Here is a 19,219-nt window from a genome sequence, read left to right as displayed (position 1 = left end):
GCACTTGCGTCTGAGCGACACCAACCTCGATCGATCGAAATAATCAACAAAATCAAGGAGTACGACCTCGCCACGCGGTCTGGCACGGCAGTTGCAATGATCCATTCAGCAGTCGCAAGGCTGCGGAGGTCAAAACAACTGCCCCGGGAGGTCGAGCTTTCGATAGGGGCGCCATGGAGGACGTCATGCAGCCAGCATCCGCTGCCGCCGAACCGCGCGGCAAAGTACCTTTCTACCGGCATCTTTATGTGCAGGTCCTGACGGCGATCGCCGCCGGCGTCCTGCTCGGTCATTTCTATCCTGAACTCGGTGCTTCGCTGAAGCCGCTCGGCGATGCCTTCATCAAGCTGGTCAAGATGGTGATCGCGCCGGTCATCTTCCTGACGGTGACCACCGGCATTGCCGGCGTCTCCGACCTGAAAAAGGTCGGCCGCGTGGCCGGCAAGGCGATGATCTATTTTCTGGTGTTCTCGACCCTGGCGCTGATCGTCGGCCTGGTCGTCTCCAATATCGTCCAGCCCGGCGCCGGCATGCACATCAATGCGGCAACGCTCGATCCCTCGAAGGTCGCGACCTTCACCGAGAAAGCGCATGACACGACCATCGTCGGCTTCCTGCTCAACATCATCCCCGACACCATCACCGGTGCCTTCGCGCAGGGCGACATCCTGCAGGTGCTGTTCTTCTCGGTGCTGTTCGGCATTTCTCTGGCTCTCGTCGGAGACCGTGGCCGTCCGGTTGTCGATTTCCTGCAGGCGCTGACCTCGCCGATCTTCCGCCTGGTCGGCATCCTGATGAAGGCCGCCCCCATCGGCGCTTTCGGCGCCATGGCCTTCACCGTCGGCAAATACGGCATCGGCGCGATCGCCAACCTCGCCTTCCTGATCGGCACCTTCTACCTTACCTCGCTGCTCTTCGTGCTGGTCGTGCTTGGCGCTGTCGCATGGTACAACGGCTTCTCGATCCTGGCGCTGATCCGCTACATCAAGGAAGAGCTGCTTTTGGTGCTTGGCACCTCGTCGTCCGAAGCGGCACTTCCCGGCCTGATGGCCAAGATGGAGCGCGCCGGCTGCACCCGTTCGGTGGTCGGCCTGGTCATCCCGACCGGCTATTCCTTCAATCTCGACGGCACCAACATCTACATGACGCTGGCCGCCCTGTTCATCGCCCAGGCGACTGACACGCCGCTCACCTATGGCGACCAGATCCTGCTGCTGCTCGTCGCCATGCTGAGCTCCAAGGGTGCGGCCGGCATCACCGGCGCCGGCTTCATTACGCTCGCCGCCACGCTGTCGGTCGTGCCTACGGTGCCGGTCGCCGGCATGGCGCTGATCCTTGGCGTCGACCGGTTCATGTCGGAGTGCCGGGCGCTGACCAATTTCGTCGGCAATGCGGTGGCGACCATCGTCGTGGCGCGCTGGGAAGGTGAACTCGACCAGACCAAGTTCGCCGCCGCCATGGCCGGCACCTTGTCCGAGGAAGCCGACCTGGCGCTGTCGGGCGATCTGCAGCCCGCCTGATCTCCCAAGGCGTTCGACCTCAAGGCCGCAGCCGCTTCGCCGGCTGCGGCCTTGTTTCTTTAGCAACAGATGCGCGGCGGCTGGCGCCGGCCGCGCCTTCCCGGCTAGGGTGCGCTCGGGTCCAAGCCGAAGGTGAGTGAATGAGCAGCGCGTATCCCGAAATCTACCTCGTCCGTCACGGCGAGACCGAATGGAGCGCGTCGGGAAAGCACACGGGCCGCACCGACATCCCGTTGACGACGGCGGGCGAGGCCGCCGCCCGCGGCGTCGCGGACCGGCTCGAGGGCCTGTCCTTTGAGGCGGTGTGGTCAAGCCCGTCGCAGCGCGCCTTCAACACCTGCACGCTTGCCGGCTTCGGTTCTGCTGCGGTGAAGAAGGACGATCTGCAGGAATGGGACTATGGCGCCTATGAGGGCGTAGGGACCAAAGAGATTCTGGCCAAGCGTCCCGGCTGGCAATTGTTTCGCGATGCCTGTCCCGGCGGCGAGACCGCCGCGGATGTCGGGGCGCGAGCCGACACAATCATCGCCGGGATGCGCGCCATCGAGGGAAACGTGCTGGTATTTTCGAGCTCGCATTTCCTCAGAGTACTGGCAGCACGCTGGCTCGGCCTGCCGCCTGAGGGCGGCGCGCATTTCGTACTCGACACCGCCAGCATCAGCATCCTCGGCTACGAGCACGACCTGACCGAGCCCGTCATCCGCAAGTGGAACCAGAAATAGTCCTGGTTGAACTTCTGACGGATGCGCGAGGCCCCTCATCCGGCCGCTTCGCGGCCACCTTCTCCCCGCGGGGGAGAAGAGGCGAGCACCGACGCCGGCGACCTCCTCTCCCCTCGGGGAGAGGTCGGATTGTCCGAATTGCCCTTTGCAAATCGGTTGGCAATCCGGGTGAGGGGGCTAACGCAGTCCCGCAGTCGCCAGCAGCGCCAATTCCTCTGATGTCAGATGCCGCGCCTGACCCTTGGCGAGCTCACCGAGTTGCAACGCGCCGATAGCCACTCGAACCAGCCTCAGCACCTCGATATCGAAGGCGCCGAGCAGGCGGCGGATCTGGCGGTTGCGGCCCTCATCGAGCACGATCTCCAGCCAGGCTGTGCGGCCGCCGCTGCGCAGCATCTCGATCGATTGCGCCGTCAGCAACTCGCCATCGACATCAGCGCCGTCGCGAAATCGCGCCAGCATCGCCTCGTCAGGCGCGGTGCCGATCTGCACGTGGTAGGTCTTGGCGACATGCGACGCCGGATCGAGCAGGCCATTCGCCCAGCGCGTGTCGTTGGTCATCAGCAGCAGGCCTTCGCTGGCCTTGTCGAGGCGCCCCACCGGCGACACGAAAGGCAGGTCGAGTCCGGCAAGGCAGTCATAGACGGTGCCGCGCCCCTCGGGGTCGTCGCGGGTGGTGACCAGCCCGCGCGGCTTGTTGACCATCAGGTAGACCCTGGCCTCGGCAGTGACGTACTCGCCGTCAACACTGATGCGATCACGGTTGAGATCGACGCGAAGCGACGGATCGCGCACCACCTTGCCGCCGACCCGCACGCGTCCCTCGGCGATCAGCAGCTCGGCCTGCTTGCGCGAACACAGACCAAGCTTGGAAAGCGCCCGGTTCAGGCTGACGCCTGTGCCCAGGGCCGATTGTCGGTTAATATTGGGCGGCTGCGCCATAATCCTGTTCTGCATCACAATGAGCGGCAGCGACAGATGCCACGCGGCGCGATGGTGGCGCAACATGCTCGACAGAAGCCGAGCTCTCCAACTCAGGGGCGTCGGGCTCAGCGCCGGCCATGGAACGCGGCCTCGCGAAAGACGTTGTTACTGACGAGCGAACTGTCGCGAAGGGCATTGGTATGAAGAAAATCTACGAGAAACCGGTACTCGTGAAGCGGGGGAAGCTCACCAGGCTGACGGCCCAGATTGTCGCCTCCGGGGTCATTTTGGGAGAGTGATTTCCGATCGAACTCCAGGCAGGAGAACAATTCAATGAGCGAGCGCGGCGTTGATTTTATGCAAGGCTGGATACACGAGCACCTGCCGGGTGAACTGCCTGCCGACAAGGCAACAGCTCGAATCCTGACCACGCTGGCAGCCCTGGATGCTCGGCATTCAGGCCTTGAGGTCAGCGAGATCGAAGAGGATTTCGGTTCGCTGGAACGGGTGATTTACGAGGCGCTCGATCAGCCCGAAATCTAAGCCCGCTGCAGGCGAATGTCGGCCCATCGCCTTCTTGGCGGTGGGCTTTTCTATGATTGCCTCCGTGAGGGCGCAGCCCTATGCGGCACGCATCGATTGCGCTGCCCTGGCTGGCGGCAATTCGAACACAGTGGCGCCGTTCTCCTGGCCGCGCTCGACATAACCGATGACGCGGAACCATTTGGCGACGTCGGCCCGCTGCAGCCAACTGCGCGAGTGGATGGGAAGGTTGCCGGCGAGCGCCTGGACATGGCGGATGTGGCGCCGGCAGAAGCGGACCGTCGCGGCGCTGAAAAAACCCTCCTGCGCGGCAAACAGCGTGTCGGCGGCGTCGCTGTTCTCATGCCAGGCGATGATCGCCACCGTCTTGTCGCCCTCGACCAGCGCGTGAGCGCGGCCTTCCTTCAAATTCATCATCAGATTGTCGTAGGCGGCCTTGCTGTCCTTGCCGGCGGCCGCATACTCGTCCGACATACGCGTGGACAAATCCCGAAAAACACTCTCGAGATCGCCTATCGTAGCTGCGCGTGCTCGCATTTCTCCTCCTGCAGCCCCGGCAGGTAGTTTGCCCTAGGAAGAGGGGATTACCAAGCAAATCAAATCCGCAATCTGGCCCCTGTGCGCAAAGTGATTTCGGCAAGCGGGGTTTTTGTGTTGGCAAATCGTGCCTGTGGAACCGAACTGGCTCTCCCGAATTGACACTGCGGTCGCGTTCGGGAGGGAAAGCATGCAAGACCAGCATTTCGATGAGCCGGTTCGCGTCGCGCTCGGCAGGTCCAGAAACACGATCTACAAGGTCGAGCGTGTCGCCCAGGCCGCCGACATCCTCATCAACCGCTGGCCGGTGAAGACGGGCCGCTATCACGTCGCGGCCCGCAAAGCCTGCCTTGGCGCTCTCGAAGGCCTGAAAGAGGCCCGCTATGCCCGCGCAGCCTTCGTCAATGCGGCGATCGAGGCCGATATACTGGTTGAGCGCGATGCCTAGAGCGGCCCGCTGCTTTTCATCGCCGCTTCGTTTGCCTTAAACTGGCAGCCCGGTTCGGAGCCTTCCATGTGCAACGATTATGAACAGCATATTCTCTGGGCTGAATATTGCCGGATGCTGGAGTCGTTGGCCCTCGAGATACCCACCCACCAAACCGAACTCGACCTGCCGCAGGCGGACGACATCCACATCAATGATCCGGCCCCGATAATGCGCGCCGCCGGCGACACCGGCGTTGTTGAACTGGCTTCGATGACGTTCGGATTTCCACCGGCCGGACCAAAAGGCGGACCAGTGTTCAACTTCCGCTCCGAAGGTCGGCAATTCGGGAGCAGCAAACGCTGTCTCGTACCGGCATCCGCCTTCTTCGAATTCACCGGCACCAAATACCCGAAGGCCAAGCATCGCTTCACCCTCAACGGCTCTCCGTTCATGGCCATCGCAGGGCTCTGGCGTGAAGCCGTCGGCAACAAGCCGCCAACCTTCACCATGCTGACGACCGAGCCTGGACCGGATATCGCGCCCTATCACAATCGGCAGGTGGTCGTTCTTCAGCCCGAGAACTGGTCCGCCTGGCTCAATCTAACGAAGCCGGAAGCCGAGCTGCTGCAGCCGCTTCCGGCCGGGTCGCTGGGCGTGGAGACTGTGCGCGCCGACAGTTCGTAGTTCGGTTGCGGAGGCGCACCGGCATATTCAGCGTCCCGAGATCCGCCTGGAGCCGCCGGTAAGAGGTCAGTCACCTGATTTCTTCAGAGAAAGAGATGGTGCCCGGAGGCGGATTGCGCTCGGTACGCGCCTCGGCATTGATTTCTATATGAAATTTCCTGCGACGTCGAGATCTTGTAACACAGGTCTGTAGCGCATCGCTCTTAGCGCCCCTCGGCTTCCGGAAGGCTCGAATTAATGATTGTCGAAGGTGTTGTGGGGTGTTCCGAGGGCGGCCGCGCAATAGACCTCCAGGATGGCTTGGTTTACGGGATCTGATTCAACCACATATCGAAAGTCCATCTTTCGGATTCTTGTTTTGGCTGCAGAGAAATGGGCTCGATACTCCAAATCCAACATCTTCATAGCGCGGGTTTCTGGGTGACCTTTCACATTCGAGATTGCGGTTCGATCGCTCGATAAGCATGCCAGCCTGAATGCGAAGGGAGCCACGCCATCCCCAGAGCTTTCGCGGCGATGTGCGTAGTAACGGCCTATGATGTCGTTTGATCGTCCAACGTAGAGATGGCACTCTCCCTCGGTCAGCAGATAGACACCACGCAGCCGTCTATCTTTAGGCAGATTGACGAGTGGGAATCTATCCCCGCGAATGGGCTGCATCTTCATTAGTCGTTCAAATGAGGGCACAAGCGTCTCCCAACCCGCCAATCACCGTATTCCAACCCTTGGCGATTTGAGCCAGCGGCAGCGCAATACGCTCTCCTTGCGTTCGATCAGCGTCAAAATGAACTAAGACCGCCTGCTCGGCTGTCGCGCCCCTCTCGTATTAGCGCCGCTAAGCGGATCTACGCTTATTCAACTGGATGTCGTTGCTGTTGCATTAGCCCGTATAAAATGTCCTTCGGGATCTTAGGACGATCACCGCGAGAGGGACATTTGACGGCGCAGAGAGAAATCCCAGCGCTTAAGAAAACACAAAATGCAGTCTAACACTCCTGCGGCTCTTCCCAGCGCAAGGGGGTCAGTGGCCGTCGTGATCGGCAATCACGTTGCAGCGTCCATCCGTCCCGAAAAACAAACCTCTGCCGGCCCCCTCTTTCCACCAACCATTTCCGGACGCAGAGCGACGCAGACTGACCACGCCGAAACGCCACGCGCTCTTGTCGCCCTGGTAGGGCTGCAAGGAGAATAAATCTTCGTAGTGCGGCACCGGCCAGGTGTGATCCAGCACATCCCAGTCGCCTATCTTCCCACCAAGCCACATATCAAAATGATCTCGAATCTTTGTGGCGGGCGGATTCGGATAGAGGGCAATTAGATGGGCTGTTCCGTCAGGATCGAGCTTGGCAGGCAGCGATTCGACAATTTTTCGAAGCAGGTCTGTCCCTTGCAGTCCGCCGCTCCAGAAATTGTCTCCTGGTTGCGCCGCACTGTCAGGAGCGTAAGGAGGATTGGCCAAGAGGAGATCGCATGTTCCCTCGATTGATTTGAACAAATCGCTTAAAATAAACTGTGCGTTGCTTTTGCCGTTAAGCATTGCATTGAACGTTGCAAATTCAACAGCGCGCGGATTGACGTCCGCGCCGATAACCGACGAACAATGATCTGCCGCCAGTATCGCGTGAATACCGGATCCTGTCCCCAAATCGACTGCCCGCCGCCGTGGACTTCTTTTGACCAAGCCGCCGAGAACAAAGCTCTCTCCCCATAACCACATGACCTGATTGATTGTGGAATTCTTGGCAGCATGGTCCGTTACAATGTAGCTGCCGTAGCAAGGAAATAAACACGCGTTCGCTTGCAGGACTCCGCCCCCACAGTCGGTCAGGAGGCCCATATCAAGCGCTGTATCGACGAACCTCGACGTAAGCTGTTTGGCAACGAGGTTCGCGTTGACCTGGCGGCCATCAATAAAGAGCGAAATAAGATTGTCGATGGGATCGTTTGCACGAGCGACCCAGTCGGGTCTCATCGAGGTCCAGAAATTAACCCCTAGGCGAGGAAAAACCCCCAGTCGCTTTGCGCAACTAGCGAGGTCAAAACTGCAACTGCGCAATTCGCTCACAAATTGCGTCATTCGTTCAGGTGCCACCGGAACCGGTGCAGCAACTTCGCGACAAATCGTCTGCAGTGTCGAGCTTGCTGGCTGTTCGGATCTAGCTGGCGCCGCTTCAGCCAAACGACCTGGCGGCGTATCCGCTTGCAGGAGGGCAATTATCTCATCTTTCTGATCGACAAGTGCCGATTTCAATTCCGCGTCGATTGCACCCACAGGAGCACTGCATCTAAGCCGAGACCCTTCTACCCATAGGTTCACCTTGCGGCTACGTAAAATTGTTAGAAGCGTGCTGACGTCCATCATGAGTGTTCCTGATACTGAACGTTACCTTCGAAGGGTGGAGACTGGCTCTACCCGATGCGACCACTTTGATCGGCGGGTCAGCCCACTCCCACGAGGCCGTTAAATCGACCGCGTCGCCAACTAGTCAAACACCATCAATGGCCTGAATGTGTATCCCCTTCACTGCCCTTCCAGATGGATCATCCATACTTGCAAATTGCTGAGACCAAAGAAAGGCGTCGGCGAGGAGCAGGCGATCGAGGGACCGACGGGAACCGTTAGGCAAGCTGTTCGATTTTTGAAGATGCTATCAAAGATGCGGGAAAGCACGGAGAGGGGCCACGGTAGCTGACTCGCAGAAGTCCATCAATTACACCTCGACGACCGTTCGCGATTTTCATCGAAACAGAATCTATCCAGCGCGATTGCACTTGAGACCAAGGGCGACCAATCGGACAACTTTGATGCCGCCTGCAAGTTCGTCAATCTGATGACTGATCATGCCTCCGCTTGGGCGGCCATAGTATAGGCAGGAACGCGGCTCTCATAAGGCTGCCAACGAAGCATTCTAAGGTGGATTTTCGGGTGGGTGGACATCCATCAGGTTCTTATGTCCTACTGGAAATAAAGCATTTTCAGTAGAAAAATGGTGCCAGAGGCGGAATCCGAGAAGATTAAATGTGGACGTTTTTTCAGGCTACTGCGCCGGATGGCTTCGGATCGTCGACAACCGCCACGTCGGCGATCTGAACACTTTCGTGATGAGTTTCGCGCTGCCTGCCTCACTGTTCGTGGCGACCGCAACGGCACCGCAAGAGGAGATGGTCGAGCAAGCGCCACTCTTCCTGATCCTCGGCTTCGTGATGCTGCTCGTTTATCTTGCATGGTATTTTCTTGTCCGTGCTTCTTCGGATGTTTCCAAGGCAGACGCGGCGCTTCAGGCCTTGACCATATCCTTCCCAAACTTGGCCGGAGTTGGCCTCCCCGTGGCAGCTGCCGTTGTCGGAACGGGCGGCACCGTTCCGGTCGCCGTCGCGCTTGCCGTCGGCTCGATGATTGTCAGCCCACTTTCTTTGATCGTCGTCGAACTGGATACCAGGCATGCGAACGAAGAAACGGCAGTGGGCTCCGCGGAACAGGTTTGGACGGCACTCCTTCGTTCAGTAACGAAACCGATCGTTCTGGCTCCCGCGCTCGGCATACTGTGTTCGCTAGCCGGACTGAAGCTCATTTCCCTCGCCAAGGCGAGCCTCATGCTCATCGGAGTCACCGCTCCCGGCGTGGCGCTGTTCCTGACAGGCCTTGTCCTCTCCTCGCAACCGTTTCGCTTGAATTGGAAGGTGATCGCTGCAACGGGGCTTGCCGACGTCGGCCGACCGGTCTTGACTGCGGCAATCGCGTTTGCGTTGCCAATCCCCACCGAGCGGCAAACATAGCCATTCTGATCTCCGCTGTGCCGTCGGGTTTCTTCGGCATTCTATTTGCGGTGAACTATCGTCTCGACTCCGGGGCAATCGGCTCGATGGTCATCGCCAGCACCCTGTTTGGCATCGCCACACTGGCAATCGTCTTAGCGATGCTTTCCCGGCCTAGGCGGTTTACATCTCCTTCTTCCCGCACTCGCTCGAAGATCGTCCATTAAGAGAGGCGCTGACGGACCGAGCCCGTGACAAACATTTCGGGAGGGTGAATCGTGGCCGGCGCAATCCATCGTAGAGGCGGCGACGCGGGCCGAAGCGACTTTCGAATTGATACCGCCGCCGTGCCTGTCGCGGGGCTGCCCCCTTGACCAATCTCATGCCACCCCCTATATGATTGAGCATCCACTCACTCAATATCGTTAGTTGGAAATATGGCGCGTCCCCTCAGTGAAGAAAAGCGACAGGCATTGCTCGATGCAGCGGCCGAGTTCGTCGCCAGCCTGGGCACAGCCGCGTCCACGGCCAAGATAGCAAAGGCTGCTGGCGTGTCTGAGGGAACGCTGTTCACTTACTTTCCAACCAAGGACGATCTGCTCAACCAGCTCTTTCTCGAGATCGAGACCGACCTCACAGAGACGATGCTGGCGCCATATCCCGCGGACGACTCCGCCAAAGAGCGGCTATTCGCGGTCTGGAACCGTCTGATCGACTGGGGACTGGCTCACGCCACGGCGCGCAAGGCCCTTCGCCAGTTGAAGGTGTCGGATCGTGTGACGGCGGAAAGCCGGAACCGGTGCCACGCCATGCAGCGGGATGCGCGGACGATGGTGGAGGAGTGTCTCGCCGGCCATGCCGCGCCTGACAGGATCGCCTTCTACATCGATACCATTCTCTTCGACTTGGCCGACATCAGCATCAACGCGGTCACAGCCAAACCGCAGGAAAGTGACGCCATCCGGCAGGCCGGATTCGACCTGTTCTGGAAGGGGTCCGCCGCCTGAGTTTTATCCCACAAATGAGCATGTAAGCACTCACACATAAGGATCGAAAATGTCGAATAGTAAGGGTTTCACCGAAGCCAATGTCCCCCAACAGACGGGGAAAAGCTTCATCGTCACGGGCGCCAATGCCGGCGTCGGGTTCGAAATCGCGCGGGTGCTTGCCGCCAGGGGCGCGCGCGTCCTGCTCGGCTGCCGCGAACAGACCAGGGCGCAGGATGCCATCGCGCGGATCAAGCGGATCACGCCGAACGCCGATCTCGTCTGGTTACCGCTCGACCTCGGTGACCTGGAGAGCGTTCGTACCGCAGCCGAGATCGCCGCGAAGGAGCCGCGGATCGATGCGCTCATCAACAATGCCGGGGTTATGAACCCACCTCTGACGCGCACGAAGCAGGGGTTCGAATCGCAGTTCGGCGTCAATCATCTCGGCGTGTTCGCGCTCACCTCGCTGCTCCTGCCGAAGCTGGCGGAGACGCCGGGAGCGCGGGTGGTCGTGACCTCGAGCGTCGCGCATCTGAAGGCCAAGATCGACTGGGACGACCTCAATGCCGACAAAAACTATATCAAGACCGAACGCTACGGCGCCAGCAAGCTGGCGAGCGCGCTGTTCTTCTTCGAACTGGATCGTCGCCTGCGCGCGGCGAAGTCGCCCGTCACAGCAATCGGCGTCCATCCTGGCGTCGCTGCCACAAGTCTTGGCCGTCACATGGGGCTGATCCAGATCGTTGGCCCAATCGTCGGCCTGTTGCTCAATAGCGCCGACAAGGGCGCCTGGCCGGCGCTTCTGGCCGCGACCGGCAAGGTGAAGCCTGGAGGCTATTACGGTCCCACCGGCTTTGGCGGAATCCGCGGTGCAGCCGGCGAAGCAAGGCGGGCGCCGCATGCCGAAGATCCGGCGCTCGCCAAGCGGCTCTGGGAGGTCTCCATCGACATGACCGGCATCGATCCGGGCTTGCCGGCCGCCTGACCTCACTCACCATCGGCTTCCGCAACATCGCTCATGCGCGCCGAATTTTCCAAGCTGAGCTTCGGCGTCGCTTGATCTAGACCAAGACCGGCCAAGACCCCACCTGGGAAGAGATGCGTCCCGACGTCGCTGGTTTCAGGACGTCACGACGCTCGACTGCAAATGTTGCAGTCGGAGCGCCGCAGGTCTTCGGCGGCGCGTGCCGTCCACACCGCTTTCGCACCGTTCCTCCGTCCAGTGCTGATCGAGCACTGCCTCGAACACGGGGAGGATACCGAACTGGGCTTGCGTGCGCAGATTGGATTTTGCCATGAAAGCTCATGGCAAGTCAGCCTAACACCGAGCTTTCAAAATCGAACTCGTCCCACTCTGCCGCGCGAAGCTCGCCGGGGCGAGGAAACGCCAGCGCCATCAGCTTCAGGGCGGCTCGGGTTGTAGGCTGTCCGTCAAATGTATCGATAGCCCTCAGCAAAGCGTCCAAGTGCTTCGGATCGGTAGTCGCGGCGCGAGGCGTTACCGGTCGGACTGATGAGTGCGCCTCTGAGGGCGAAGGTCGGATCTGTCTCGGCGCGTGCGGTCGCGATAGCGTATCGAAACACGCTGCCGATGGTGGAGCGCAATCGCCTGGCCGACTCGTATCGACCGCGAACCTCTACGCGACGGATGGCGGTAAGGATGGTCGCCGTATCGATCTCCCGAATGCACTTGTCGCCGATTATCGGATAGGCAAAGTCGAGCAGCCATTTGACCTTGCTGATCGTCCGGTCGGCACGTCCCTCCTTCTTCAGCTTGTCAACATATTCGTCCGCGATTGAGCGAAAGGTGTCCTTTGCCGAACCGGCCTTTCGCAAACTGCGTTCTTGTGCGGGATCGATGCCAGCCAGCAGTGGACGTTTTGCATTATCGCGGGCTTCGCGTGCCTCGGCGAGGGAGATGAGCGGGTAGCCGCCTAGCGCGAGAACCTTCTGCTCGCCGTCAAATCGATAGGCGAGGCGCCATAGGCGCGATCCTGTGGGCTGCACCCAAAGCTGGAGCCGCCTCCGTCTGACAGTTTGACGAGTTTTGAAGCGGGTCTGGCATTTCGGCATTTTACATCGATGGGGCCATTGATGGGACCTCACTTGGCTTCTTGATACCAACAGGATGCCCAATACCAACGGAAATACCATCCCGGCGGCCCGTTGGACCAAGTACGCGAAGATCTCCGTGAAACGCGCCTGGCCACTGGTTCCCTGCAAAAAAATGAGCGATTTCATGGACTTGCAGACACAGAAGCCTAGGGGCTTCGGCGAGAGGGAATGTCGGGAGAAGAGGGGATGGTGCCCAGAGGCGGATTCGAACCACCGACACGCGGATTTTCAGTCCGCTGCTCTACCAACTGAGCTATCTGGGCCTCGCCGGCAAACGAGATATCGTTGACCGGATTTCAGGAAAGCACCGTGGGCGCCCCTTGAAAGCGCGTGGGTTATAGCACGGGAATCCCGCCTGTCCAGCGCCTAAGCGCCGATTTTCCGGGGCAATTGTCGCGGATAGGTGACGGGGCTCGATCGGCGTCGGCAAAGCAGCAATCGCGCAAGGTCGGCCAAGTGAAATTGTCGCGGCCGGCGCCGCGCAGACCCTACTTCGGCTCGTCGCTCTCCTCCTCATCATCACGCGCGGTGATGACATAGGCGCCTTTCAGCCAGCGGTTGAGGTCGATGTCCTTGCAGCGCTTCGAGCAGAAGGGATAGGTCTCGCGCGCCGATGGCTTGCCGCATTCGGGGCAGGGGCGCTTCGGGCGCAGCGGCGTGACCTTGTCGTCCAGGCTCATGGCCGCGCGGTGTGCCAGTTGGTGTGGACCTTGAAACCTTCACCGGAAAGCAGCGCCACCGTCTCGTAGAGCGGCAGGCCGACGATGTTGGTGTAGGAGCCGACCAGCTTGACGACGAAGGAACCGGCGAGACCCTGCACGGCATAGCCGCCCGCCTTGCCCCGCCATTCGCCTGACGCGACATAGGCGTCGATCTCCTCGCGTGGCAGCCGCTTGAAGCGAACCCTGGATTCAACCAGCCTTTGGCGCAGTTTGCCGCCCGGCGTGATCAGGCAGATGCCGGAATAGACCCGATGCGAACGGCCCGACAACAGCCCAAGGCAGTTGGCGGCGTCATCCAGCGTCTCGGCCTTGGGCAGGATGCGGCGCCCGACCGCGACCACCGTATCGGCGGCCAGCACGAACCCCGGCGCATAGTCTTCCTCACTTTTCAGCGAAGCCAGCGCCTTCTCGGCTTTTTCCGTCGACAGCCGCTTGGCCAGCGAGCGCGGATGCTCGGCGCGCAGCGGCGTCTCGTCGACATCGGCCGGCAGCACGCGGTCCGGCTCGATGCCGGCCTGCTGCAACAACTCGATCCGGCGCGGTGAACCCGAGGCAAGCACCAGCTTCTGCAAAATGCTCATCGCGGTCCGGATCTAATTCTTACTTGAAACGATAGGTGATGCGGCCCTTGGTCAGGTCATAGGGCGTCATCTCGACCAGGACCTTGTCGCCGGTCAGCACGCGGATGCGGTTCTTGCGCATGCGGCCGGCCGTATGGGCGATGATTTCGTGTTCGTTTTCGAGCTTCACCCTGAACATCGCATTCGGCAACAATTCCGTTACGACACCCGGAAACTCGAGGACTTCTTCCTTCGGCATTCGATACCTTTGCTTGGATTGCAGTTCCGGCGTCCTGGAGTGCCCAGGCCGGAATTTCGGCGGAACCTATATGATAATCGTCCGCTTGTGAACACGCTTAGATCGCGTCATATGCGACGCGATCTAAGCTTTTGTTATGCATGTCGTTGTCTCAAAACCGGGACCACTTTTGAGCGACATCCATTAATCCGCCGCGTTTTTTGCTTCCGGAAGCAAAAAACGTCGGCTAATCCGCGTTTTCAGCCGCTCGCGGACGTCGCGGTAGCTGGCCATGATCTGCTCGCGCCTGCCGCCGACATCGGTCGGGTCGGGCATCGGCCAGTACTCAACGTCGACGGCAAGCGAGCGGGTAAGTTCGAGCGCGGCGTGGTGCGCTTCCGGCGCCAGCGTAACGATCAGGTCGAAATAGTGGTCCTCGAGATCGTCCACTGCTTTCGGCTGGCGCTCGCCCAGCGTCAGCCCTTCTTCGGCCAGCACCGCATCGACAAACGGGTCGCGCTCGCCCCTGTGCACGCCGGCAGAGGCAACGAAAATGGCCGGCGGCAGCATGCGCCGCGCCAGCTGCTCGGCCATCGGCGAGCGCACGGCGTTCATGCCGCACAAAAACAGGATCGAACGGGGCAGAGCGGCAGACAGTTCAGCCTCGCCAATGCAGCACGCAGACCAGCGTGAACAGCCGCCGCGCCGTGTCGAAGTCGATGTCGATCTTGCCGGCAAGCCGGTCCATCAGCGTCTGCGAGCCTTCATTGTGCAAGCCGCGCCGGCCCATGTCGATCGCCTCGATATGGCTCGGCGTCGAGGAGCGGATGGCGTCGTAATAGCTTTCGCAGATCAGGTAATAGTCTTTGACGATGCGCCTAAGCGGCGTCAGCGACAGGATGTGGGTGACAACGGCAGCGCCATCCTCGCGGGCGACCGCAAACACCAGCCGGGATTCGGCCAGCGACAGTTTCAAGCGGTAGGGGCCGGCGCCGTCATCATTGACCGGCTGAAAGCTGTTTTCCTCGATCAGGTCGAAGATCGCCACCGCGCGCTCATGTTCGACGTCGGGCGTCGAACGGCCGATCGATTCGTCGAGTTCGACGTCGATCAGTCTTGCGCGGGTTGGATCGCCGTCCGCCATGTCCGCCTACATGTTCAGCCGGATCGCGACGGAGCGGCCATGCGCGTCGAGGCCTTCCGCCTTGGCCAGCGCGATCGCCGCCGGCGCAAGTGCTCTCAGTTGCTCCGGCCCGAGCTTCAGGATCGAGGTGCGCTTGACGAAGTCGAGCACCGACAGGCCCGACGAGAAACGCGCCGAGCGCGCCGTCGGCAGCACGTGGTTGGAGCCGCCGACATAGTCGCCAATGACTTCGGGCGTATGACGGCCCAGAAACACCGCACCTGCATTGCGCATCCTGGCCAGGAAACCCTCCGCGTCGTCGATGGCCAACTCGACATGTTCGGCGGCGATGCGGTCGACCAGCGGCAGCGAGGCCTCGATTGTGTCCACCAGGATCACCGCGCCGAAATCGCGCCAGCTGGCTGCAGCCGTCTCTGCGCGCGGCAAACTTTGCAGCTGGCGCTCAACCGCCTGTTCGACGGCTTTGCCAAACGCGGGATCGTCGGTGATCAGGATCGATTGCGCCGACACGTCATGCTCGGCTTGGGCCAGAAGGTCGGCGGCAATCCAGTCGGGATCGTTGCTGCCGTCGGCCACCACCAGAACTTCCGACGGGCCGGCGATCATGTCGATGCCAACCGTGCCGAACACCTGGCGCTTGGCCGCGGCGACATAGGCATTGCCGGGTCCAACGATCTTGGCGACCGGCTTTATTGTTTCGGTACCATGGGCAAGCGCTGCGATCGCCTGCGCGCCACCGACGCGGTAGATTTCCGAGACGCCTGAAATGTCGGCCGCCACCAGCACCAGCGGGTTGATGACGCCGCCCGGCGCCGGCACCACGATGACGATGCGCTCGACGCCCGCCACCTTGGCCGGTACGGCGTTCATCAGCACCGAGCTTGGATAGCTCGCCGTACCACCCGGCACATAGAGCCCGACCGCCTCGATCGCCGTCCAGCGCGAGCCCAATTCGACGCCGGCGGCATCGGTATAGCGGTCGTCCCTGGGCATTTGCCGTTCGTGATGGGATCGGATGCGGTCACGGGCGAACTTCAGCGCCTCGACCGTCTGCGGATCGGCTTGCTTGTAGGCCTGAGCGATATCTTCCTTCGACACGGCGATACCGAGCCTGTCGAGCTCGGCGCGATCGAATTTCCTGGAATAGTCGATCAGCGCCGCATCGCCCTCGGCGCGAACCCGCGCAATAATGGCGCGCACAGCGGTATCGACGTCCTCCGACACCTCCCGCTTGGTGGTCAGGAAGGCGGCGAAACACTGTTCGAAACCGGCGTCGGACTGGCGAAGCGTGATGGCCATCGGCTGCGTCTAGATCATGATGAGATTTGGTTGAAATCTCACCATGATCTAACCCTTTGTTGGAGCATGATCTTTTCCAAAAACCGGTACCCACTTTTGGGGATCATACCTTAGCCCCTGTGCACCGGACGCGAGGTGGCTTCCCAGGAGCCGCCTATATCGGCAAGCCGCGCCTCGATGCATTCGACATCGAGCATGATCGTGCCGCCGCCGGAGAAGACCAGCTCAACGATGCCGGCTGGCTTGCTGATCTCGACAAAGCTGATTGCCAAGAGCGACAGCACCTCGGCCGGCCTGTCCCGGGCAATCCCGTTGGTCTTGGCGCCGAGCACGCGGTCGAAATGCAGCACCGCCTGGCGCCGTTCATTGTGCCGGCTGAACAGGCCGGATTTCGCCTCCCAGACGAAGCGGTTCATGGTCAGCAGGAAACGCTTGGCCGAAGGCAAATATTCGAGGTCCGAAACCTTCATCACAGCATCCTGAACATGGGCCGAGACGATGCTCAGATCCTGATCGTCAAGCGCAATGAGTTTGAGGGCTGCCATGCGGAATTTGTGCCTAAGGTTGGTCTGAAGCCTTCTGTTAGGCGGTCTTGGCGATCCGCGCAACCGTTGGCGAAGCTGCTGATCTCCCCCCTTGCGGGGGAGATGCCCGGCAGGGCAGAGGGGGGTGGGAAGGATCGCCAACGTTTCGAGTTAGCCTGTTCCGCAGGAGAACTCGCGCGAGGGCGCTGCACCGACTGGCGACAGGCCGGCGGGACAGCACCCCCCTCTGTCCTGCCGGACATCTCCCCCGCAAGGGGGGAGATTAGTCGTCACCACAGAAGCAATCCTTAAGCCGAAATCCGCTCGATCACGGCGCCGCAGTTGGACAGCTTTTCTTCCAGCCGCTCAAAACCGCGGTCGAGGTGGTAGACGCGGTTGACCGTGGTCTCGCCTTCGGCCGCGAGGCCGGCAATGACCAGCGACACCGAGGCGCGCAGATCGGTCGCCATGACAGGCGCGCCCTTCAGCTTGGCGACGCCGTCGACGATCGCCGTCTGGCCCGACAGCGTGATGTGGGCGCCGAGGCGGGCCAGTTCCTGCACATGCATGAAGCGGTTTTCGAAAATGGTCTCGGTGATACGCGACTTGCCCTTGGCCATGGTCATCAGGCCCATGAACTGTGCCTGCAGATCAGTCGGGAAGGCCGGGAAGGGCGCCGTCGTCACGTCGACCGGCGCAATGCCGGCGCCGTTGCGCCGCACACGAATGCCGGAATTGGTCGGCGTGATCTCGGCGCCGGTCTGCGCAATGACGTCGAGCGCTGTCTGCAGCAGATCGGCGCGCGCGCCTTCCAGCACCACGTCGCCGCCGGTCATGGCCACCGCCATGGCATAGGTGCCGGTCTCGATGCGGTCGGGGATTACGCGCACGCGCGCGCCCGACAGCGATTCGACGCCGTCGATGGTGATAACAGGCGTGCCCGCGCCGGAAATTTTTGCGCCCATGGCGTTGAGGCATTCGGCGAGGTTGACGATTTCGGGCTCGCAGGCGGCGTTTTCCAGCACCGTCTCGCCTTTGGCCAGCGACGCCGCCATCATCAGTACATGGGTGGCGCCGACCGAGACTTTCGGGAACACGTAGCGGTTGCCGACGAGGCGGCCGTTCCTGGTCTTGGCCAGGACATAGCCGGTGTCGACATCGATGTCGGCGCCCAGCGCCTGCAGGCCTTCAAGGAACAGATCGACCGGCCGCGTGCCGATGGCGCAACCGCCCGGCAACGACACTTTGGCCTCGCCCATGCGGGCCAGCAGCGGGCCGATCACCCAGAACGACGCCCGCATTTTTGACACCAGTTCGTAAGGGGCGGTCGTGTCGACGATGTTGCGGGCCGAGAAATTGATGGTGCGCGAATAGCCCTCATTCTGCTTTTCGCGGCGACCGTTGACCGAATAATCGACGCCGTGATTGCCGAGGATGCGGATCAACTGCTCGACATCGGCCAGATGCGGCACATTTTCCAGCGTCAGCGTGTCGTCGGTCAGCAGCGACGCGATCATCAGCGGCAGGGCTGCGTTTTTCGCGCCCGAAATCGGAATGCTTCCGGCGAGCTTGTTGCCGCCGACAATTCTAATGCGATCCATGAGAGAATGTCCCCTCGGCCCGAAAGGCCGGTTTTCGTCAGTTTGAGTATCGGCCCGTCTAGACCATTGGCCGGCTTGGTTCAAGAAATAGGATTTCCTGCCGCTTTGGCCAAGGTGGCGGGCCAGTGTGGCGGCTTTTGGTTAGTCCTTGTGCATTTTTTCAGCAGCCGCCAGGCCCTCCGGGCGATTGTCGGCATCGCCGGCGCGCTGCTTGTCAGCGTCGCCGTTGCGCCGTGAACGCGCCTGCGCCTTGCGCTTCATGAGATTGGCGCGCAGCTGCTCTGCCAGGCGGTCCTTGCGGTCCGTGCCGCTCTTTTTTGCCGGATCGGCCCTTTTCGGTGGAATTGTCTTGTCGTTCATCGTTCCGTCCCACCCGTGACTGGCAGGCTTGCCGTTCTGGGATAGCTAGCATTGTGGCGCCGGCATGTCAGCGAAACTGGTATGGCAAAGCCTTTCACAGATGCCTTGCGCTTGTCGGTTCGATATGGCAGAAGCCCCGCCATCAGCGGCTGCGGTAGCTCAGTGGTAGAGCACTCCCTTGGTAAGGGAGAGGTCGAGAGTTCAATCCTCTCTCGCAGCACCAGTCTATCTCATTGAAATCATTGAAGCCCTTGATTTGCAAGGCATTGCGTCCATTGTCTTGTTGCAAAATGGTTGCAAGCGTCATGGCCGGAGCCAATCGGAATTTCTTGTTCCGCGACAGCCGCTACTACGCTCGGCCGGTCATTCCGAAGGACCTTCGCCCTGCCATGGCAGGAAAGACGTAACTTCGAACGCTCCTCCGAGCTGACCGCCGCGCCGCGCTGAAGAAACTTCCAGGGGCAGTCGCGACCATCCAACGGCGACCATGGTCTTCCTTGCCCCAAGTGGTTCGCGCACCTGACTCGTGTTATCGTAGTTCCGGGAGACGG

The 19,219-nt window shown here is 60.9% G+C and carries 22 protein-coding genes, 2 tRNA genes and 1 pseudogene; 10 read left to right on the top strand and 15 right to left on the bottom strand.

Annotated elements, in window-relative coordinates; all coding sequences use genetic code 11:
* Positions 1–185 precede the first annotated feature (185 nt).
* Both AC1D1L_RS00650 and AC1D1L_RS00645 read left to right on the top strand, forming a co-directional pair.
* Positions 186–1,520, top strand: a complete 1,335-nt coding sequence (locus AC1D1L_RS00650; protein ID WP_477337990.1) for a dicarboxylate/amino acid:cation symporter — start codon at positions 186–188, stop codon at positions 1,518–1,520.
* Between the two features lie 140 nt (positions 1,521–1,660).
* Complete coding sequence (locus tag AC1D1L_RS00645) at positions 1,661–2,242, top strand: histidine phosphatase family protein (protein WP_477337988.1); 582 nt, start codon at positions 1,661–1,663, stop codon at positions 2,240–2,242.
* Between the two features lie 177 nt (positions 2,243–2,419).
* Here AC1D1L_RS00645 and AC1D1L_RS00640 read toward each other — a convergent pair whose 3' ends face one another.
* Entirely contained in the window at positions 2,420–3,184 is a 765-nt protein-coding gene (locus AC1D1L_RS00640) for a pseudouridine synthase (RefSeq protein WP_477338718.1), read from the bottom strand.
* 119 nt (positions 3,185–3,303) lie between these two features.
* Here AC1D1L_RS00640 and AC1D1L_RS00635 point away from each other — a divergent pair, with 119 nt between their 5' ends.
* Together AC1D1L_RS00635 and AC1D1L_RS00630 are read left to right on the top strand one after the other, a co-directional pair.
* The gene (locus AC1D1L_RS00635) at positions 3,304–3,465 is read left to right on the top strand and encodes a hypothetical protein (protein WP_477337986.1); all 162 of its coding nucleotides are present in this window, start codon (positions 3,304–3,306) and stop codon (positions 3,463–3,465) included.
* Between the two features lie 34 nt (positions 3,466–3,499).
* The gene (locus AC1D1L_RS00630; protein ID WP_192252188.1) at positions 3,500–3,709 is read left to right on the top strand and encodes a DUF768 domain-containing protein; all 210 of its coding nucleotides are present in this window, start codon (positions 3,500–3,502) and stop codon (positions 3,707–3,709) included.
* 78 nt (positions 3,710–3,787) lie between these two features.
* On the opposite strand, the gene AC1D1L_RS00625 is transcribed toward AC1D1L_RS00630, so the two are convergent.
* Positions 3,788–4,246: a hypothetical protein gene (locus AC1D1L_RS00625; RefSeq protein WP_477337984.1), complete on the bottom strand. Its 459-nt coding sequence runs from the start codon at positions 4,244–4,246 to the stop codon at positions 3,788–3,790.
* Positions 4,247–4,436: 190 nt separating this feature from the next.
* On the opposite strand from AC1D1L_RS00625, the gene AC1D1L_RS00620 reads away from it, so the two are divergent.
* Together AC1D1L_RS00620 and AC1D1L_RS00615 are read left to right on the top strand one after the other, a co-directional pair.
* Positions 4,437–4,694: a DUF982 domain-containing protein gene (locus AC1D1L_RS00620; protein WP_112561894.1), complete on the top strand. Its 258-nt coding sequence runs from the start codon at positions 4,437–4,439 to the stop codon at positions 4,692–4,694.
* A 66-nt stretch (positions 4,695–4,760) separates the two neighbouring features.
* A complete protein-coding gene (locus AC1D1L_RS00615) occupies positions 4,761–5,360 on the top strand; it encodes an SOS response-associated peptidase (protein WP_477337982.1) in 600 nt (199 codons plus the stop codon).
* Positions 5,361–6,381: 1,021 nt separating this feature from the next.
* On the opposite strand, the gene AC1D1L_RS00610 is transcribed toward AC1D1L_RS00615, so the two are convergent.
* Positions 6,382–7,722, bottom strand: a complete 1,341-nt coding sequence (locus AC1D1L_RS00610) for a TubC N-terminal docking domain-related protein (RefSeq protein WP_477337980.1) — start codon at positions 7,720–7,722, stop codon at positions 6,382–6,384.
* Between the two features lie 659 nt (positions 7,723–8,381).
* Between AC1D1L_RS00610 and AC1D1L_RS00605 the strand changes: the two genes are divergently transcribed.
* The 3 genes from AC1D1L_RS00605 (at position 8,382) to AC1D1L_RS00595 (ending at position 11,090) form a co-directional block, all read left to right on the top strand.
* The gene (locus tag AC1D1L_RS00605; protein WP_477337978.1) at positions 8,382–9,137 is read left to right on the top strand and encodes an AEC family transporter; all 756 of its coding nucleotides are present in this window, start codon (positions 8,382–8,384) and stop codon (positions 9,135–9,137) included.
* Between the two features lie 416 nt (positions 9,138–9,553).
* Complete coding sequence (locus tag AC1D1L_RS00600; protein WP_477337976.1) at positions 9,554–10,123, top strand: TetR/AcrR family transcriptional regulator; 570 nt, start codon at positions 9,554–9,556, stop codon at positions 10,121–10,123.
* Positions 10,124–10,172: 49 nt separating this feature from the next.
* Positions 10,173–11,090 carry an oxidoreductase gene (locus tag AC1D1L_RS00595; protein ID WP_477337975.1) on the top strand — a complete coding sequence of 306 codons (918 nt, stop codon included), beginning with the start codon at positions 10,173–10,175 and terminating at the stop codon, positions 11,088–11,090.
* A gap of 135 nt (positions 11,091–11,225) precedes the next feature.
* Here AC1D1L_RS00595 and AC1D1L_RS00590 read toward each other — a convergent pair whose 3' ends face one another.
* From AC1D1L_RS00590 to AC1D1L_RS00535, 12 genes and pseudogenes are all read right to left on the bottom strand, one after another.
* Positions 11,226–11,402 carry a hypothetical protein gene (locus AC1D1L_RS00590; RefSeq protein WP_477337973.1) on the bottom strand — a complete coding sequence of 59 codons (177 nt, stop codon included), beginning with the start codon at positions 11,400–11,402 and terminating at the stop codon, positions 11,226–11,228.
* 25 nt (positions 11,403–11,427) lie between these two features.
* Positions 11,428–12,189: pseudogene (locus tag AC1D1L_RS00585) on the bottom strand (tyrosine-type recombinase/integrase); the annotation flags it as partial.
* A gap of 218 nt (positions 12,190–12,407) precedes the next feature.
* Positions 12,408–12,483 (bottom strand) — tRNA-Phe (locus tag AC1D1L_RS00580).
* A gap of 225 nt (positions 12,484–12,708) precedes the next feature.
* The gene (yacG, locus tag AC1D1L_RS00575; RefSeq protein WP_112561909.1) at positions 12,709–12,900 is read right to left on the bottom strand and encodes a DNA gyrase inhibitor YacG; all 192 of its coding nucleotides are present in this window, start codon (positions 12,898–12,900) and stop codon (positions 12,709–12,711) included.
* Positions 12,897–13,523 carry a Maf-like protein gene (locus AC1D1L_RS00570; protein ID WP_112561910.1) on the bottom strand — a complete coding sequence of 209 codons (627 nt, stop codon included), beginning with the start codon at positions 13,521–13,523 and terminating at the stop codon, positions 12,897–12,899. The genes yacG and AC1D1L_RS00570 overlap by 4 nt, the downstream gene beginning before the upstream one ends.
* A 19-nt stretch (positions 13,524–13,542) precedes the next feature.
* Positions 13,543–13,761, bottom strand: a complete 219-nt coding sequence (gene infA / locus AC1D1L_RS00565) for a translation initiation factor IF-1 (RefSeq protein WP_006200926.1) — start codon at positions 13,759–13,761, stop codon at positions 13,543–13,545.
* A gap of 183 nt (positions 13,762–13,944) precedes the next feature.
* On the bottom strand, positions 13,945–14,412 hold the full coding sequence (locus tag AC1D1L_RS00560) for an arsenate-mycothiol transferase ArsC (RefSeq protein ID WP_477338716.1): 468 nt from the start codon (positions 14,410–14,412) through the stop codon (positions 13,945–13,947).
* Positions 14,399–14,884: a UPF0262 family protein gene (locus AC1D1L_RS00555; RefSeq protein ID WP_436258270.1), complete on the bottom strand. Its 486-nt coding sequence runs from the start codon at positions 14,882–14,884 to the stop codon at positions 14,399–14,401. Before AC1D1L_RS00555 ends, AC1D1L_RS00560 begins: the two co-directional genes overlap by 14 nt.
* Before the next feature lie 6 nt (positions 14,885–14,890).
* Complete coding sequence (gene hisD / locus AC1D1L_RS00550; RefSeq protein WP_477337970.1) at positions 14,891–16,183, bottom strand: histidinol dehydrogenase; 1,293 nt, start codon at positions 16,181–16,183, stop codon at positions 14,891–14,893.
* A gap of 110 nt (positions 16,184–16,293) precedes the next feature.
* Positions 16,294–16,728: a DUF2948 family protein gene (locus AC1D1L_RS00545; protein WP_477337968.1), complete on the bottom strand. Its 435-nt coding sequence runs from the start codon at positions 16,726–16,728 to the stop codon at positions 16,294–16,296.
* Between the two features lie 287 nt (positions 16,729–17,015).
* Complete coding sequence (murA, locus tag AC1D1L_RS00540) at positions 17,016–18,308, bottom strand: UDP-N-acetylglucosamine 1-carboxyvinyltransferase (RefSeq protein ID WP_477337966.1); 1,293 nt, start codon at positions 18,306–18,308, stop codon at positions 17,016–17,018.
* Positions 18,309–18,449: 141 nt separating this feature from the next.
* On the bottom strand, positions 18,450–18,668 hold the full coding sequence (locus AC1D1L_RS00535; RefSeq protein WP_477337964.1) for a hypothetical protein: 219 nt from the start codon (positions 18,666–18,668) through the stop codon (positions 18,450–18,452).
* A 148-nt stretch (positions 18,669–18,816) separates the two neighbouring features.
* Here AC1D1L_RS00535 and AC1D1L_RS00530 point away from each other — a divergent pair.
* Positions 18,817–18,891 (top strand) — tRNA-Thr (locus AC1D1L_RS00530).
* The last annotated feature ends 328 nt before the right edge of the window (positions 18,892–19,219 follow it).

This window comes from Mesorhizobium sp. P2_D6 (assembly GCF_056404315.1).
This window is presented reverse-complemented; position numbering and strand designations above follow the sequence as displayed.

Bases quoted from the DNA above. Each gene is read 5' to 3' on its own strand.
- yacG (WP_112561909.1), bottom strand. From the start codon at position 12,900: ATGAGCCTGGACGACAAGGTCACGCCGCTGCGCCCGAAGCGCCCCTGC.
- AC1D1L_RS00610 (WP_477337980.1), bottom strand. From the start codon at position 7,722: ATGATGGACGTCAGCACGCTTCTAACAATTTTACGTAGCCGCAAGGTG.
- AC1D1L_RS00545 (WP_477337968.1), bottom strand. From the start codon at position 16,728: ATGGCAGCCCTCAAACTCATTGCGCTTGACGATCAGGATCTGAGCATC.
- AC1D1L_RS00570 (WP_112561910.1), bottom strand. From the start codon at position 13,523: ATGAGCATTTTGCAGAAGCTGGTGCTTGCCTCGGGTTCACCGCGCCGG.
- hisD (WP_477337970.1), bottom strand. From the start codon at position 16,183: ATGGCCATCACGCTTCGCCAGTCCGACGCCGGTTTCGAACAGTGTTTC.
- AC1D1L_RS00590 (WP_477337973.1), bottom strand. From the start codon at position 11,402: ATGGCAAAATCCAATCTGCGCACGCAAGCCCAGTTCGGTATCCTCCCC.
- AC1D1L_RS00640 (WP_477338718.1), bottom strand. From the start codon at position 3,184: ATGGCGCAGCCGCCCAATATTAACCGACAATCGGCCCTGGGCACAGGC.
- AC1D1L_RS00615 (WP_477337982.1), top strand. From the start codon at position 4,761: ATGTGCAACGATTATGAACAGCATATTCTCTGGGCTGAATATTGCCGG.
- AC1D1L_RS00635 (WP_477337986.1), top strand. From the start codon at position 3,304: ATGGAACGCGGCCTCGCGAAAGACGTTGTTACTGACGAGCGAACTGTC.
- AC1D1L_RS00645 (WP_477337988.1), top strand. From the start codon at position 1,661: ATGAGCAGCGCGTATCCCGAAATCTACCTCGTCCGTCACGGCGAGACC.
- murA (WP_477337966.1), bottom strand. From the start codon at position 18,308: ATGGATCGCATTAGAATTGTCGGCGGCAACAAGCTCGCCGGAAGCATT.
- AC1D1L_RS00535 (WP_477337964.1), bottom strand. From the start codon at position 18,668: ATGAACGACAAGACAATTCCACCGAAAAGGGCCGATCCGGCAAAAAAG.
- AC1D1L_RS00620 (WP_112561894.1), top strand. From the start codon at position 4,437: ATGCAAGACCAGCATTTCGATGAGCCGGTTCGCGTCGCGCTCGGCAGG.
- AC1D1L_RS00650 (WP_477337990.1), top strand. From the start codon at position 186: ATGCAGCCAGCATCCGCTGCCGCCGAACCGCGCGGCAAAGTACCTTTC.
- AC1D1L_RS00630 (WP_192252188.1), top strand. From the start codon at position 3,500: ATGAGCGAGCGCGGCGTTGATTTTATGCAAGGCTGGATACACGAGCAC.
- AC1D1L_RS00595 (WP_477337975.1), top strand. From the start codon at position 10,173: ATGTCGAATAGTAAGGGTTTCACCGAAGCCAATGTCCCCCAACAGACG.
- AC1D1L_RS00555 (WP_436258270.1), bottom strand. From the start codon at position 14,884: ATGGCGGACGGCGATCCAACCCGCGCAAGACTGATCGACGTCGAACTC.
- infA (WP_006200926.1), bottom strand. From the start codon at position 13,761: ATGCCGAAGGAAGAAGTCCTCGAGTTTCCGGGTGTCGTAACGGAATTG.
- AC1D1L_RS00625 (WP_477337984.1), bottom strand. From the start codon at position 4,246: ATGCGAGCACGCGCAGCTACGATAGGCGATCTCGAGAGTGTTTTTCGG.
- AC1D1L_RS00600 (WP_477337976.1), top strand. From the start codon at position 9,554: ATGGCGCGTCCCCTCAGTGAAGAAAAGCGACAGGCATTGCTCGATGCA.